The organism is Chondrinema litorale (genome assembly GCF_026250525.1).
Taxonomy (GTDB): domain Bacteria; phylum Bacteroidota; class Bacteroidia; order Cytophagales; family Flammeovirgaceae; genus Chondrinema; species Chondrinema litorale.
In genome coordinates this window covers 2,760,440-2,777,134 of the sequence record NZ_CP111043.1, presented here as the reverse complement: position 1 = coordinate 2,777,134, position 16,695 = coordinate 2,760,440, and the positions used below count along the sequence as shown (strand labels likewise).

The following is a 16,695-nucleotide window of genomic DNA, read 5'->3' as shown; positions in this document are numbered from 1 at the left end:
GTTAATGATTGTTAACTCGTTATCAAAAAGATACTATACTAACTTCAAAATCTTCACCTACCAAAAATAATATTACTTATCGAGAAAATGATTACAGGTTACAAGTTAAATGGAGTACTTCTCAGACAGATCAGTAAATTAGTTTTCTTTGGCCTGTCATTATCATTTTTGCCAGTAAAAGCACAAAGAATGCTTATTGGTTTTAAAGGCGGAGCAAACTTTACACAAGCATCCGTTACAGAGCATTTCTCAGCCTTCCAATACACACAAGTTCCAGAAGAAGACCAAACACAAAAGGAATATTCCAGCATATTTAAAAATACAGCTGGTACTCAATTTGGCATTGATGCTTCTTTTGAATTTAATAATGTCTTTGGATTAAGCTTTGAACCATCTTATGCACAATATCGCTTTGGTTACAAAAATCAATATAAGTGGGAATCTTCTGAGGTACTAGAAGAAACTTTTGAAGTAGCTTACGATCACCAACATAAAATTAATTACGTAGAACTACCTCTATTTTTAAAATTCTCTGCTGGGTCTGGCAAAATAGCCCCATATGTACAAGCTGGCGGTTTTATTAACATTATGCATAATGCCTCTAAATCTACTTCAGCAGAAATAATTGATGAAGCAAGTGGTGGAATGGAAGAACTCACAGGTGATAATAATGATGTAGGTATTGACAACCTCTTAAATAAATACTATTACGGATTAGCAGGCAGTGCGGGAATCGCTTTTAACTTACCTTATGTTAGAATAGGCTTGGATGTTAGTTATAGAAAAGGCTTTAGCAACATTACCGATGAAAATGCCCGCTATACAGATGTAAGATCCTCCAATATTTCATTTGATGTGTTAGACGATATCCAACTCAACAATATGCAATTTTCATTAGTACTCCATTTTCCAGTCAACTTTAGCATGGGAGCAACCGGACAAGGAAAGAAAAACACACGCTATGTCGTACCTTACGATATGCGTAGATTTAAAGACGAAGGCAAAAGAGGTCGTCGCAGAAACTAATCACTTATTTACATTCCCGTTCCATTTTATAAGATTTACAAATACGATGAAATCTCTGATTTGCAGACTAATACAAGCAACACTAATAATCAGCCTGTCTATTTCATGTTCTGACGATGCTGAAGAAGTAAGCCCCGAAAACCGCTTTATAAGAGTTTATAACGACGCCGATTTTTCTGCTACCTTTTATGCCTTAGATATAAAACAAACTGCAGACAATGGCTATTTAATTTTAGGTCAAACTAGAATATCAGAATCAGACTTTGGAGCTACTTATATATTAAAGACTGATGTTGAAGGAAATGTAGTGTGGGATTACAAAGGAGATGACTCTGTGATAAACCCTACACCTTCTCTTATGGAAATTGGAGGTAAATACTATTTTATGGCAGGCTTTAATGCTGTATTAATGCAAATTGACTTAACAAGTGAATCCGTATATCCAGCCAAATCTTTAGCAGGAACAACATATCCACTTCATGCATCGGCAACTCCAGATGGCGGAGTAATAGCTTTATCTTACAATCAAGAAAACAATAGTACTATTTTTACAAAATTAAGCAGTGGCACATTTGCTGTTTCATGGCAGTCAGAATTTATCGTACTAGAAGAAGAACCTGAAGAAATTATTTTAGACCATTTGATCAATACAGAAAAAAGACTTCCGTTTTTTACAGGAAGTTTAGAAGAAGGCGGTTATTTCTTCAATGGACTAACAAATGTAACTCTTTCACTTTTATTTATCGATCCTAGTGGTAACCAAATGGGTTTAATGAATGGCTACCAAATGGACGGAGCTGTTAGCTCGATAGCTCATATCCAAGGCTCACAGTTTGCAGTCTCAAGATTTACTTTCGGTACAAATTACCTCTTGCCTTCAGTGGAAATCAATATTAATGAAATTAGCAATAGTGAAGAACTAGATGGAAATATCTCTTCAGAGCTAGCATATAATGCGGATGTTCGCATTATCAAAAAAACTGTAAATGAAAAAAATGTGATAATCTATGCAGCTAATACAAAAAGCAATCAGGTTGTATTATATGCATATGATGCAGAAACCGGTGAATTGCTAGGCTCACATCACCTTGGTTTTTCAGAAGGTTTTGAAGTAGCTTCATTAATTGATACTGACGATGAAGGCCTTGCTGTATTATGTACAACCAATATGGCTGGCAGGTTTAGTAGAATCTCACTTTTTAAAATATCTAAAGGCGATGTAGCTACTCTCTGCGGAGAATAGTATTAATCTAATATTAAGCTTTTACATTATCTTTTACAAAGTCAATAATATTTTATGAATATATCATTATAAAATACAATTGTTTATTAAAATAATTGTAATAATCATCGTTTTTTATTAAAATTAAAATGAAATAATTACCTAACTTAATTTTATATATAATGAACGGTGATTTTCTTTCAATGTCTCCCAGTCAAGCTTACGAGCGTATCCATAATTTAAATTCGAAAAAAGAATATGAGAAGTTGACTGACGAAGAAATAGATGAATTAGATGAACTTACAGATCAATTTTCTGATACCACCTTCGACTACGATGGTACTGATTACTAAAAACTTAAAAAGAGGCTCTTTTTAAGTTTTTTCTTTTTTAGAAGGAATTTGCAAAAATTCCTTCTGAATTTCTTGATATTTATTTACTTTGCACTATATTTTTAGTGTTAATGGTGATATTTGACTCTCCTCTAAAAGATTCCCGCTATCTATATATTACCATTTCGAATAAAAAAATCAGCATGAACACATTGCAAAGCAGTGATGCTCATTAAAAATTTATGTATGAAAAAATCTAGAAAAAAGAACAAAACAACAAAAAGCAAAGGACCCAAAAATGCTAATTTAAAATTACTGAAAGAATCAGTATTACAATTCTTAAACTCCACTCCTCAAGAAAGTTTTTCTTTTAAAAAGATATGCCAGCACCTGAGTGTAAAAAAACAAAAAATGAAAACAGAGCTAGGTGCTGTGCTAGATCAATTATCTGAAAATCAACAAATAGCACAAAATAGAGATGGCAGATATCAATCTTTGGGTATTGAGGCCTCTAAAAATGAACTTACTGGAACAGTAGATTTTGTAAATCCAGCATTTGCTTACATTGTGCTGGAAGATAAAGATGATATAAGAATAAGTGCAGATAAGCTCAATGGAGCTTTACACGGCGATACTGTTAATATTATACTTTACAAAAACCCACGAAGGGGAAAAATAGAAGCAAAAGTTGTTGAAATTGTAAAGCGCAAAACGAACGAGTTTGCAGGGCATATAGAAATATCAAAGCATTTTGCATTTGTAGTTTCTAATAGCCGAAAAATGCATACAGACATTTATGTAAGCCCAGAAGATTACAATGGAGCTCAAAACCTCGATAAAGTAATTGTAGAAGTTAAGGAATGGGCTAAGAATGATAACAGCCCTGTAGGTGTTGTAAAGAAAGTATTAGGCAAGGCGGGTGAAAACGACACAGAAATTCACGCGATTATGTTTGAGTATGGCTTGCCTTTCGAATTTCCTGAAAAGGTTGAAGCAGAAGCCAATTCTATTTCGGATAAAATCACTAGTAAAGAAATTTCTAAAAGAAGAGACTTTAGAGACACACTTACCTTTACGATTGACCCCGAAGATGCTAAAGACTTTGATGATGCACTATCTATTAAAAAACTAGAAAATGGATTTTGGGAAGTAGGTGTACATATTGCAGATGTAACGCATTATGTACAACCGGGCAGCGAGATAGAAAAAGAAGGTTATAAAAGAGCCACTTCTGTCTATTTGGTTGATAGAACTATTCCTATGCTTCCAGAAAGACTTTCTAATGGCTTGTGTTCTCTTAGACCACAAGAAGAGAAACTTACATTCTCTGCTGTATTTACTTTAGATAATGAAGCTAATATTAAAGATGAATGGTTTGGTAGAACTGCCATTTATTCTGACCACAGGTTTTCTTATGAAGACGCCCAACAAACATTAGAAACTGGTGAAGGCAAATTTGCCGAAGAGGTTGGTCTTTTAAATAATTTGGCCAAAAAGCTTAAGGAAAAACGCTTTCAAAATGGAGCAATCGCTTTCGAGTCTGTTGAACTAAAATTTAAGCTAGACGAAAACGGAAAGCCATTGGGCCTCTTCCCGAAAGTAAGAAAAGATACGCATAAATTGGTTGAAGAATTTATGTTGTTGGCTAATAAGCGAGTAGCTGAATATGTTTACAACCTCAAAAAAGAAAACAAGCATAATACAATGGTTTATCGGGTTCACGAAGATCCAGATCCCGAAAAAATATTGAAACTTGCAGAATTTGTTAAAAGATTTGGGTATAAGATTTCTTTAGAAAAGAATAAACTGTCAGGCTCTTTAAACAGTCTTTCAGAAGAAGTTGAAGGTAGGCCAGAGCAAAATGTGGTACAATCTCAAGCAATTAGAGCTATGTCTAAAGCCAGATATACCACTACAGAAATCGGTCACTACGGACTTGCTTTTAAACATTACTCCCACTTTACCTCGCCAATTAGAAGGTATCCGGATATGATGGCACACCGCCTGCTCCAACATTATCTTGATGGCAATAACAGTCCAGATAAAGCTCCATATGAAGAAAAGTGTAAGCATTCTTCAGAAAGAGAAAAAGTTGCTGTAGAAGCCGAAAGAGCATCTATTAAATACAAACAGGTTGAATTTATGGAGCAATACCTCCACAAAGATTTTGATGGTGTTATATCAGGCACTACCGAATGGGGTATTTATGTAGAGTTGGATGAAACCAAATGTGAAGGCATGATTCGCTTAGCCGATATGAAAGATGATTTTTACTCTTATGATGAAAAAAATCAATGCGTAGTTGGTAAACGATTCAATGAAAAGTTTATGATTGGAGATAAAGTAAGAGTAAGAGTAAAAGGTACAAACCTCGAAAAACGTACTATCGATTTAGAGATGAAATAATATTGAGGTTTTGCATCAAAAAAAGATTTTACTTCAATAATATGGCTAAAAAGCCATTTTTTGTTGACTAAAATCACACCTCCGACTGATCGGTATCATGTATGAGCAATATGACAGTAACTACATTTGAACTGTCATTAACTCCTTCTTTAAGAAGGTTAATTTAAACCTCGCTAACCATGATACCTTTAATAAATCTTTTAGGAATGCCAGGGGTTGCAGCGGTTTTTATAGCACTTTTTTTAGGTACTATATTATTGTTTCGCTACATAATAAAAAAACAAGGACAAACTGCCTTAGTTTCTCCCCCTGAAAATAGTTTTTTAATTAAAAAATACCCTGGTGCTGATGCCAGCCAGTACAAGGGAATAATATATAGAATAGGTTTAATATTCTCTTTAGCGCTGGTACTTATTATTTTTGAATTTCCAGATTACGACGAAATTACTTTGGTGCAACTATCAAGTGACAGAGATGTAATTGAAGAAATGCAAGAAATACCATTAACAGAACAAAAACCACCTCCACCTCCAAAAATTAAAGCTCCTGAGATTGTTGCAGTTGAAGACGAAATGGAAATTCAAGAAGAGATAGAAATCGACTTGGATATGGAAGTAAATGAGGAGACAATCGTAGAAGAAGTAGAATATACAGTGGAAGAAGAGGAAGAGGAAGAAGTTGTTGAAGAAATATTTGAAATAGTAGAAGAGCCTGCAGAACCAGAAGGTGGTTATAAAGAATTCTACGCTTATGTTTCTAAAAACATGAAGTATCCAAGAAGAGCTATGGATATAGGAGTTTCAGGAAAAGTTTATGTACAATTTATTGTAGACAAAGATGGTACAATTACCAATGCAACTACAGTAAGAGGAATTGGATACGGATGTGATGAAGAAGCAGTAAAAGTTTTAATGGATGCCCCTAAATGGAAACCAGGAAAACAAAGAGGCAGACCTGTAAAACAAAGAATGATTATGCCAATCGTATTTAAACTATCTGATATGTAAGAAGTTATTGTAGGATGAAAATAAAAACCGCAGTAGGGATCTCCCACTGCGGTTTTTATTTTTCTATCAAAGAAAAAATTTACTATTCAATTCTTCTGATTTTAGCTCCTAAAGCTCTCAATCTTTCATCAATATTTTGGTAGCCTCTGTCAATTTGCTCACCATTGTAAATAGTACTTATTCCATTGGCAGAAAGGGCTGCAATTAAAAGAGATACACCAGCTCTAATATCTGGCGAGGTCATTTTTATACCTTTCAACGCTACTTGCTTGTCTAAACCAATTACTGTAGCTCTGTGTGGATCACATAGAATAATCTGTGCACCCATATCAATAAGTTTATCTACAAAAAACAGTCTACTTTCAAACATTTTCTGATGAACAAGTACTGTTCCTCTTGCCTGTGTTGCTACTACTAAAACAATACTTAGCAAGTCTGGAGTGAACAATGGCCATGGTCCATCTGCAACTGTTAGCATAGAACCATCAATAAACCTGTCTATCTCATAGCTATCTTGCGCAGGAATATAAATATCATCATCTCTAAACTCCATCTTAATTCCTAATCTTTGGAATACACCCGGAATTAAGCCTAATTGATCGATACGAGCATTTTTAATGGTAATTTCAGAGGCTGTCATTGCTGCCATACCAATAAAACTACCTACTTCAATCATATCTGGTAACATGGTATGTGTAGTACCTCCTAGCTGCTCTACTCCTTCTATATTTATTAAATTAGAACCAGCACCAGAGATATTAGCTCCCATTCTATTCAGCATTTTACAAAGCTGCTGAATATAAGGCTCACAAGCTGCATTGTAAATAGTAGTTTTACCTTTAGCCATCACAGCCGCCATAATTATATTAGCAGTTCCTGTAACAGAAGGCTCATCGAGCAAAATATATTTACCTTTTAGGTTATGAGCATCTATATTATAAAAGTGATTGTCTGAATCAAAACTGAAACGCGCACCCAATTTCTCGAAACCTAAAAAGTGCGTATCTAGTCTTCTTCTACCAATCTTATCGCCACCGGGTCTAGGTATTTTTGCCTGTCCGAATCTGGCTAACAATGGCCCCAGAATCATGATAGACCCTCTTAAAGAAGCCGCCTGCTTCTCATATTCAGGTGTTTCTAGGTAGTGTATATCAATATCTTTAGCAATAAACTCACATGATCCGGGTCCCAGTTTATTTACTGTTACTCCTATCGATTTCAGTAAATCTATCAGCTTGTTTACATCCCTTATATTAGGAATGTTGTTTATAGTTATCTTTTCTTCAGTAAGTAATACTGCACAAAGTATCTGAAGTGATTCGTTTTTAGCTCCTTGTGGGGTTATCTCTCCCTTAAGCGCATGTCCTCCTTCTACCTCAAATACTATTTTTCCGTTTTCCATGTAATCTGTTTTAATTTATGATTGGAACTTAGGCAAAATTATAATTAAATAAAACAAACCTTTGTTTAATGGCGGTATAGTTTACTGAATGTTTATAAGTGCTTAATTTTTAAGAATAGTAAACTCTACCCTACGATTTAACTGTTTACCCTCTTCAGTGTTATTATCTGCTACAGGTTTAGTTTCGCCAAGGCCTTTGCTACTTATTCTCGATGCTTTTACCCCATTTTCTACCAGATAGTTCATTACTGAAGAAGCTCTGTTTTCAGAAAGCTTTTGATTGCTATCATCAGAACCAACTGCATCTGTATGTCCAGAAATTAAGATTTCCATTTGCTCATTTTCCTGCATTAATTTAATCACCTTGTTCAACTCAGAAAATGAAGTCTCCATCAACTCAGCCTTAGCATTCTCAAAAAATATGTTATTCAGTCTTACGGTAGTACCAACCTCCAAAGGCATTAGAATAAGATCTCTTGTAATCTCTTTATAAGACTCCATCTCTGTTAAGTCTAGATTGTCAGACACAGGAATAAAGTTTTTTGCTTTAGCATTAAAAGCATAGTTTTTCCCATACGGAAGTACAATTTTATACTCACCCGTAGTAGGATCTGTACTAGCAATACCTGCCTCTACTCCTTCTGGCAAAATCTCAAATGCAACAGATGCATCTACAGTCTCATTGGTTTTTCCATTAAGAACTTTACCACGCACAAGAATTACTGGATCAGGCCTTACTTCCTTTTCTATTTCTATTTTAAATATATCATAGTCACCATAAGAGTTCTGGGTAGAAGCTATGTAAGCATAATCTCCCATTGCATCTAATGTATAATACATCTCATTTCCTGAGGTATTTACTGGCCCTCCAACATTTTTGGGTTCAGACCAGTTTTGCCAAGTATCATCTAACCTTTTAGATACATAAATATCATATCCGCCCAAGCCGCCTTCTTTATCACTTGCAAAATATAAAGTTGTGTTATCTGAGGCCAAAAAAGGAGAGAATTCAGTACTTCCTGTATTGATTGTACTACCGAGAGATATAGGTCTTGTCCATTTTTTATCTTCTCTCAAAAAGCTCACATACAAATCGTTACTAAGCCCTTTTTCTTTAAAACTTAGTATAAGTTGTTTTCCTGTATTTGAAAGGTTTGCGGCATACATTGTTCCATGATTCATTTCGTGGTAACCTACAATATCTAATACTTCTGGCTGGCTCCATCCACCTGCTAACTTTCTTACAAATGAATAATCTTTCTGGTTTGCTGTACCATCCACTACAGTTCCTCTAACCATCAATGTATTTCCATCTGGCGTTACACTCATTACCTGATTATATGCAATCTGGTTAAATGGAAAAGGCATTTGAAATGTCTTGCCCCAGTTTCCGTCTTTATCGCCAATTTCAGATCTCCAGATATCAGCCGAACCATTATTATTATAATGGCCATAAACCATCAAATACAATGTTCTTCCATCTGGTGAAATAATCGGAGCCAACTCACGAAGAGATGAATTTACATTAGCTCCGAGATTATGTAGTTTAAATTCTGATTGCGCATAAAGTCTGCTGCTTATTGCTATTAAAAATGCAAAGATCAGCGAGTAATGTTGTTTCATAATCCTTTTGTTTGGTTTAATAAGATTCTCCTAACACCCATTCCAATTGGTGTTTTTAACCTCAAAAAATAAATTCCCAAGGGGAAATCTTCTGTATTTAACTTTATTTGCCTGTTTATAATATTTGATTGTGTAATCAATATTTTTCCAGTTACATCTACTAATACTAGCTCATCAACCTCACCTTCTACATATAAATAATCACTCGCAGGTACTGGATATATGCTCAGGCTTTCCAAAACTTCTTCGTTAGAAGCTGTAACTATTTGTTTCTGTTTGATAATGATTTCGAACTCTTTTTCACTCGCTCTAAGGGTTACCTTTCCTGTTCTTTCTGTTTGATCTGCAGAGCTAACTGTTATATTGATTTTGCCTAAAAGGTCTTTTTCTACCTTATCGATATTAATCCAATTATCTACATTAATAATCTCCCAGTTAGTGTTGGCAACAACCTGCACTTCAAAAGACTGACTTCTCTTATCGATTTCAAATGTAGACGGGCTGGCAACAAGTGTAATAGGCTGGCCTTGTTGTTCAATAAGGATGGTATCCGATTCACTTTCAGTATTTACAATTACTTTTCCTCTTCTTATATCTACTGAATTGTTAATCTGCACTTTTATCTGTACTGTAGCATTACCAGTACCATTAATTCTACTAAAACTTATCCACGAAACTGGAGTGGTAACATTCCAATTTACCTCAGTAGAAACCTGAATATCTTTCCCACCGCTGTTATGATCAAATGCAACCTGATTTGTTGAGGTAGAAAGTATATTACCTGCATAAGCTACACCTTCTCCACCTAATTGCTGAGCGAAAAAAATTATAGATATGTATAAAAAATAACTTCTCGATATATTAAAAAATCCAACTGACATTCTTGTAAATAAATGTTAACCCTTAATCAACGGCAGTCGGAAAAATTGCTTTTAGTGGAGAGAAAGCTCACTAGTTCATAGGTGTAACATAAGCAGCAGTTTCATGTTAATAAGCGCTCATATTAGAAATTTAGATAACTTTTTTTAAACTACAGTTCACTAAAAAACTAGTATCTGGCGATGTTTCACTGTTAAATGCATTATTTATAAGTTTTATATTATAGGTAAGATTATAGATCGAATTACATTATTAATATAAAAACGGCACCAAATATTAGTATTAGAATGCTTGTCTGAGCAATGTTTTTTCGGGTTTCCTTTCTCTTAATGTAATTCTATGCCACCTACAGAGCAGTTATTTACAATTAAATACACATTTCTACATTTTCTACACATGATTAATATTAAATGATTGTAAACAAGTAAAATATTATGGACCATTCGGTTACCAATATAAAGCTGGAAGAGAAAGGTTTTCATGATGCATTTATATCATATGGCAGAAAAGAAAGTAAAGCTTTTGCTCTCAGGCTTCACAATCAACTTTCTGAATTAGGATATAATGTATGGTTGGATCAGGATGATATTCCTCTAGGTGTGGACTTTCAAGATCAGATTGATAAGGGAATTGAAAATGCCCATAACTTTATTTATATAATCGCTCCGCATGCCAATAACTCTGTATTTTGCCGTAAAGAAGTTGAGCTTGCCATAAAGTATAAAAAGCGTATAATTCCTATTTTACATGTAGAAGAAGAGCTGGACAAACTCCATCCTGAAATTGGTAAAATCAACTGGTTGTATATGCGAGAAATTGCCGATATGCAATCACCTCAGGAAGAGTGGCAAGCTATTGATAATTACGATAATGTATTTCAGGGATTACTAAACCTCATTAATACAGATAAAACATACCTTGAACAACACACCCAATTATTAAAAAAGGCACTTAACTGGCAAAGAAATCAATATGAGAATAAACTTCTACTAGTTGGTAAAGAAAGACAGGATGCAGAAAAATGGATACTGCAAGCAGTAGAAAGTGAGCAAACAGTAGTTACCCCTTCAGATTTACATTGTGAGTTTATTAGTGAGGCTAAGAAAAATGCCGAAAATCTAATGACAGATGTATTTATTTCCTATGCATCTGAAAATAGTGAAATAAGAGATCGCATTAAAAATGCCCTATCTCACCATATTATTACTACTTGGGTACATAACAAAGATATACGCTCTGGGCAAGACTTTGCCACTGCAATAAACGAAGGTATAGAACAGGCCGATAGTCTAATATTCTTCATCAGTAATGAGTCTTTACAGTCTGAATACTGTATCAAAGAGCTAAACTATGCACTGGAATTAAACAAAAGAATAATTCCAATTCTTATTGAGCATGATATAAACCATGAGCAACCTGCAGCATTAGCTTCATTACAATATATAGATTTTACAACTCACGAACATACAGAACACTTTACCAGTAAGATAAATGAATTGGTAGGTCGCTTGCACGAAGACCGTCGCTACTACCAACAGCATAAAATCTTTCTTACTCAGGCATTAAAATGGAAAAAACAGGAACAAAATCCAAGTATCTTATTAAGAGGTTATAACCTGCAAAATGCACAGGCGTGGATAAAGATTGGTAAAAAGAGAGCATCACATAAACCTGTTGTATTACAAGAAGAATTTATAGAAGCCAGTACCAGCCAAACTGGACAGCAAAACATTGAAGTTTTTGTTTCTTATTCTCGTACCGATGGAGATTTTGCCAGAAAAGTAAATGAACAACTGCAATTAAATGGTAAAACTACTTGGTTCGATCAAGAAAGTATTGCAGATGGCTCTGACTTCCAAAAAGAAATTGAAAAAGGGATTGAAACCTCTGACAACTTTCTTTTTATCATTTCTCCAGAAGCTATACAGTCTGAATATTGTGCCAATGAGGTTGCTTACGCAAGCCAGTTAAACAAACGCTTTGTTACTGTTTTTTACAGAGATACTGACCCTAAAACAATGCCACCAGAGTTGGCATCGGTGCAATGGATCAACTTTAAAGAACTTGATTTCCACACTGCCTTTAGCCAGTTAATAAGAACACTAGATACAGACAGAGAACACTTACAGGCTCACACTAAATGGCAGCGCCGCGCCATGGAGTGGAACGAAAACGATCGTGATAAATCAAGGCTACTAAGAGGTAATGAGTTTACACTGGCAGAAATATGGCTAAACGAAGCCAAAGAAAATGACAAAAAACCTGAGGCTACAGCATTACAAGAAGAATTTATAAGTGAAAGTAAAAAATCCATATTTGCTTCTCAACTAAAGGAAAAAAGGACTAACCAGAGGCTTAAAATATTCTTGGCTGCATCTATAATCGCTTTACTTTTTGCCATTGCTGGTGGTTTATATGCAGTACAAAAAAGTTTTGAAGCTAAAGAGCATGCTAAAATTGCATCAGAAAAAGAACAAAAAGCAACTCAAGCAGAAAAAGAAGCTAAAGACGCTTATGATCAGGTTTCTGTTGCTGTAAAGAAAGCGGAAGATGCTCAAAAAGAAACACTCAAAACACTGGAAGAGCTTCAATCAAAAGAAAAGCAGTTAGAAAATGCTTTAATTGTTGCAAAGCGCAATGGCGAAATTGCTAAGCAAAACGAGCTTGAAGCAGAAATAAGTCGAATTCGTGCAGAGGTTGAGGCCCTTCATATGAAGAATTTTTCAAAGGTAATCCGAATAGCAAAATCAGACCCTACTCTAGCAACTTCTGCTTTACAATTAATTAATAAAAGAGCAGAGAAAGATGAGTTTAAGGAGTTTATTTATAATATTTTTTCTGAGAATTATCTTTATAGCCACAATCTAAAAGATCATCACGAAAGAATATATTCAGTAAATACATCACCTGATGGTCAATATATTTTAACCGCTGCTAGAGACTCAAAAGCCAGAATATGGGATACTAACGGAAAGCTTTTATATACTTTTACTGGCCATTCCAACACTGTATTAGCAATTGATTTTATCCCTCAACAAAACAAAGTTATTACAGGCAGTTGGGACAAAAAAGCTCTTATTTGGGATTTAAATGGCAACATAGACCTTACTTTAGAACATGATAATCCTGTTTGGTCAGTAGCTGCATCACCTGACGGAAAACACTATTTAACAGGTACCAATGATAGCCTTGCATTTTTGTGGGATGATACCGGTAAAAAGCTTCTTTACTTTACTATTGATGGAACTGCTTGGGGTGTTGAGTTTTCTCCAGATGGTCAATCTGTACTTATTACAAATGGCTCTAAAGCTTCTCTATGGGGCATATCTGGAAATTTCATAAGATCATTTGAACATGAAGAAACAGTTTATAAGGCTGTATTTTCACCAGATGGCACAAAGGTTTTAACTGGCTCTTGGGATAGAACAACTAAGTTATGGAATTTAGATGGAACCTTAATTCACACCTATGATTCTGATTATACATATAGCGTTGATTTTGCTCCTAATGGTAAATTGATTCTTACTGCTGGAAATGATACAGACATTAAAATTTGGGATTTAAATGGACGCCTGATTAAAACCTTAAAGGGACATACTAAAAAAATAAGAAGCGCAGTATTTTCTGGAGATAATAACAAAGTTATTTCTGGTAGTGATGATGAAACTGTAAAGTTTTGGCCTATGACAGGTAGAGTTGAAGATGATTTTATCTCTAAGAAATATGTGATGAATAGCTTTGAGTTTTCACCTGATGGTACAAAGGTTTTATATGCCAATACAAATAATATTGCCACTTTAAGAAACATACAAACCGGAGAAGAAATACAATTATCGCATCATACTAATTATATAAAAGATGTGGCATTCTCTCCTTCTGGAGATACATTGGTAACTGCAGGAAAAGACAAACAAATTGTGCTCTGGTCTTCTGATGGTAAATTTCTAAATAGCTTTAATGATAAAGCTGAGATTAAAAGCATAAGCTATGCACCAGATGGAAAAACTATTATTTCTGCAAATACCTCAAAAGACATATCTATATGGACAAATAAAGGCAAGCTGAAAAAAAGAATTACAGCTGCACATATGGAGACAATTACTACACTTGAGATTTCTCCAAAGAATAATATGTTCTTAACAACTAGTGCAGATAAAACAGCCATTCTTTGGACAATGAATGGTGATATTATCAATACATTCTCCGATTATAATAATTACATCTTCTTCGGAACATTCTCACCGAACGGAAAACAAATCTTACTAGGAGGTAAAAATAATACCGCTCAACTTTACGACTTAAAAGGAAATTTACAACAAGTATTTAGAGGGCATTCTTCATTTGTTATTACTTGTGCATTTTCTCCTGATGGAAGCTCTATTGCTACAGGTAGCACCGATAGAAGTGTAAAATTATGGAGTTTGGAAGGCAACTTATTCAAAAGTATCGAAGACCATAACGATATTGTAAATTCTATTGTGTTCTCTAAAAATGGCAAATATATGCTCACTGCCTCCGATGATGGCCAAGTATATATACGTCATAAAATTTCTGAACCATTAGACTATATCGAACAGAACAAGTTGGCAGACTTTAACGCTACAGAATATGCAAAAGCAGGAATTATTGATATTACAGACTATATCAATTTAGATAATACAGCAGACCTCATCGCTCTGAGTGACACTTATATTGAAGCTTCAAAAGAAAAAGAAAGCTACTCAGAAAAAGAAGATATGCTTTATAGTGCTTTTAGTATTATTAAAAATATCGAAGATAAAAGTAAGCAGTTAGATAATAGTCAACTACAACAGGTCTATTTAAAAGCAGCAGAATCCCATAAATTATTAGGTGAAAATAGTAGCAGTTATTCAGGTTCTTTCCAAGCAGGCATTTCTTCCTTTGAAGAATCGCTCGAATATTTCAATAAGGTAGTTGACTTTGGAACACCTTCTATAGAAGTACTCCATTCTATTAGTACTATTCTTAATTATTTAGAGATTGGCTACACGTCACAATATCAAATTGCCAAAGCTGCTGATGTAAAGCTACAAGAAATTAATATTCTCGAAAAAATTGCCATTACTAACCCAGACGAACTATACATCAATAATAAGATTGCTGAAGCCTACAGCAGTTATGCTTATGTACTTCTAAAGCTAAAAAATAACAAAGAAGCTGTAAGTGTTATGAAAAACCTTTGCAAGCGCTATCCAGATAAAAAATGGCTAGATGTGAGGCTTGCTACAACACTACTTTTTAATGGCGAACAAAGTGAAGCTTACAAAATTATTGAGAGCCAAAAAGACGATGAATACATTGTAAGAGAACCTTTGTTTACAGATAACTTTGATGATAATAGCCAAAACTGGTGGACTGGTACAGGCAATAATGCAGCTTCTATTGAAAATGGAAATTACATTATTGAAAGAACAATTAATAGAAATGGTCTTTTTTACAGAGGAATATCTATAAACACGCAAAAAGACTTTGAAATTGAAACCAGCTTTAAAATAGCTCGTGGTGTACAAAATAATAGCTTCTCTCTTGACTTTGGCAGCAACGTAGATGAGTATAATACATTCGGAGTTTCTGGCGATGGTTATTATGTAATTAGAAGTATTTTTGATGGTGAATGGCAAACTTTTAAACCTTGGATCAATTCTAAAGCAGTTAAAAGAAATGATTATAATAAATTAACTGTAAGGAAAATAGCTGATAAATTATACTTCTTTGTTAATGAGTCTATGGTACACAGCATGCCATTTGATCAAGAAAAATGGTTTGGTGAAAAAGTCGGTTTTACTGTACAAGATACATCAGTTCTTAATATAGACTATTTATATGTTTCTCAATTGGAGGTTGAAAAACCACTAAATGAACTTCAAAAGAATAGTGCACAAAGTTCTAATTGGATAAACCAATACCAATATACTTTTAAAGATAAATTTAGAGAAGAATTTACAAATCTCGCAAAAGATAACTTACATACTTCTGCCCTATACGAAGCTAAAAAAATCATCTCAGAAATAGATGCAGTGAGTTTAGGTGAGAAATGGGAAGGAATACCTTATAGCTCTGTTGATGCAGCCATTTACTGGCCAGACAACCAAAAAGCCTATTTCTTTAAAGGAGATAATTACATTCGATTCGATTTAGCTTCTGCAACAACAGATAGCGGGTACCCTAAAAATACACCACAATACTGGCCGGGTATCAACTTCTCAAAAATAGATGCAAGCTGCTATTGGTACGAAAACAATCACTCATACTTCTTTAGTGGAGATCAATTTATCTTATATGATGTAATCGAAGATAAAGCTGTACAGGGTTATCCTAAAAAGATTGATAATACTACTTGGCCGGGGTTAACATTTAGCTCCATTGATGCAGCCGTTTCATTAAATAATGGAAAGACATATTTCTTTAGCGGAAATCAGTATATCCGTTTTGATAGAAAGAAACACAGAGCAGACCCAGGTTACCCTAAAAAATTAAATACTGACAATTGGTTCGGTTTGGAATTCGAAAGGATTGATGCAGCAATTTCTGTAGGAGATAATATAATTCAGCTTATCTCAGGAGATAAGTCTGATACATGGAATGTAGAAAAAAGTAATTAAGATTTCCCCCGGCACATTGCCAGTTGGCTTTCTTTAAAACTATTGGTTTTGCAAAAAATCGACTGTTTTAAGAAAGCCTTTTTTGTTTTTAAGCCTCCTTTTATTGAAATTATCTTTCATTTGGTTGAAATTAATTTCACAGCTCCCACCATTTCTCTTTCTTAGACCTATGCCT

The 16,695-nt window shown here is 34.4% G+C and carries 9 protein-coding genes; 6 read left to right on the top strand and 3 right to left on the bottom strand.

Annotated elements, in window-relative coordinates:
- The first annotated feature begins 87 nt into the window (after positions 1 to 87).
- The 5 genes from OQ292_RS11490 to OQ292_RS11470 all read left to right on the top strand — a co-directional run bounded on the left by OQ292_RS11490 (position 88) and on the right by OQ292_RS11470 (position 5,993).
- Positions 88 to 1,026: an outer membrane beta-barrel protein gene (locus tag OQ292_RS11490; protein WP_284682273.1), complete on the top strand. Its 939-nt coding sequence runs from the start codon at positions 88 to 90 to the stop codon at positions 1,024 to 1,026.
- 46 nt (positions 1,027 to 1,072) lie between these two features.
- Positions 1,073 to 2,269, top strand: coding sequence for a hypothetical protein (locus OQ292_RS11485; protein WP_284682272.1), 1,197 nt, complete (start codon positions 1,073 to 1,075; stop codon positions 2,267 to 2,269).
- Between the two features lie 161 nt (positions 2,270 to 2,430).
- Positions 2,431 to 2,601 (top strand): hypothetical protein, encoded by a 171-nt coding sequence (locus tag OQ292_RS11480; RefSeq protein ID WP_284682271.1) that lies wholly within the window; start codon positions 2,431 to 2,433, stop codon positions 2,599 to 2,601.
- 225 nt (positions 2,602 to 2,826) lie between these two features.
- Positions 2,827 to 4,986 carry a ribonuclease R gene (rnr, locus tag OQ292_RS11475; RefSeq protein WP_284682270.1) on the top strand — a complete coding sequence of 720 codons (2,160 nt, stop codon included), beginning with the start codon at positions 2,827 to 2,829 and terminating at the stop codon, positions 4,984 to 4,986.
- Positions 4,987 to 5,165: 179 nt separating this feature from the next.
- On the top strand, positions 5,166 to 5,993 hold the full coding sequence (locus tag OQ292_RS11470; RefSeq protein ID WP_284682269.1) for an energy transducer TonB: 828 nt from the start codon (positions 5,166 to 5,168) through the stop codon (positions 5,991 to 5,993).
- 82 nt (positions 5,994 to 6,075) lie between these two features.
- Here the strand turns inward: OQ292_RS11470 and murA are convergent, their stop codons facing one another.
- The 3 genes from murA to OQ292_RS11455 all read right to left on the bottom strand — a co-directional run bounded on the left by murA (position 6,076) and on the right by OQ292_RS11455 (position 9,899).
- The gene (gene murA, locus OQ292_RS11465) at positions 6,076 to 7,395 is read right to left on the bottom strand and encodes a UDP-N-acetylglucosamine 1-carboxyvinyltransferase (RefSeq protein WP_284682268.1); all 1,320 of its coding nucleotides are present in this window, start codon (positions 7,393 to 7,395) and stop codon (positions 6,076 to 6,078) included.
- A 102-nt stretch (positions 7,396 to 7,497) separates the two neighbouring features.
- Positions 7,498 to 9,018 (bottom strand): OmpA family protein, encoded by a 1,521-nt coding sequence (locus OQ292_RS11460; protein ID WP_284682267.1) that lies wholly within the window; start codon positions 9,016 to 9,018, stop codon positions 7,498 to 7,500.
- Positions 9,015 to 9,899 (bottom strand): BACON domain-containing protein, encoded by an 885-nt coding sequence (locus tag OQ292_RS11455; RefSeq protein ID WP_284682266.1) that lies wholly within the window; start codon positions 9,897 to 9,899, stop codon positions 9,015 to 9,017. Before OQ292_RS11455 ends, OQ292_RS11460 begins: the two co-directional genes overlap by 4 nt.
- Before the next feature lie 432 nt (positions 9,900 to 10,331).
- On the opposite strand from OQ292_RS11455, the gene OQ292_RS11450 reads away from it, so the two are divergent.
- A complete protein-coding gene (locus OQ292_RS11450) occupies positions 10,332 to 16,520 on the top strand; it encodes a TIR domain-containing protein (RefSeq protein WP_284682265.1) in 6,189 nt (2,062 codons plus the stop codon).
- Positions 16,521 to 16,695: the final 175 nt, after the last annotated feature.

Bases quoted from the DNA above. Each gene is read 5' to 3' on its own strand.
- OQ292_RS11490 (WP_284682273.1), top strand. From the start codon at position 88: ATGATTACAGGTTACAAGTTAAATGGAGTACTTCTCAGACAGATCAGT.
- OQ292_RS11485 (WP_284682272.1), top strand. From the start codon at position 1,073: ATGAAATCTCTGATTTGCAGACTAATACAAGCAACACTAATAATCAGC.
- OQ292_RS11480 (WP_284682271.1), top strand. From the start codon at position 2,431: ATGAACGGTGATTTTCTTTCAATGTCTCCCAGTCAAGCTTACGAGCGT.
- rnr (WP_284682270.1), top strand. From the start codon at position 2,827: ATGAAAAAATCTAGAAAAAAGAACAAAACAACAAAAAGCAAAGGACCC.
- OQ292_RS11470 (WP_284682269.1), top strand. From the start codon at position 5,166: ATGATACCTTTAATAAATCTTTTAGGAATGCCAGGGGTTGCAGCGGTT.
- murA (WP_284682268.1), bottom strand. From the start codon at position 7,395: ATGGAAAACGGAAAAATAGTATTTGAGGTAGAAGGAGGACATGCGCTT.
- OQ292_RS11460 (WP_284682267.1), bottom strand. From the start codon at position 9,018: ATGAAACAACATTACTCGCTGATCTTTGCATTTTTAATAGCAATAAGC.
- OQ292_RS11455 (WP_284682266.1), bottom strand. From the start codon at position 9,899: ATGTCAGTTGGATTTTTTAATATATCGAGAAGTTATTTTTTATACATA.
- OQ292_RS11450 (WP_284682265.1), top strand. From the start codon at position 10,332: ATGGACCATTCGGTTACCAATATAAAGCTGGAAGAGAAAGGTTTTCAT.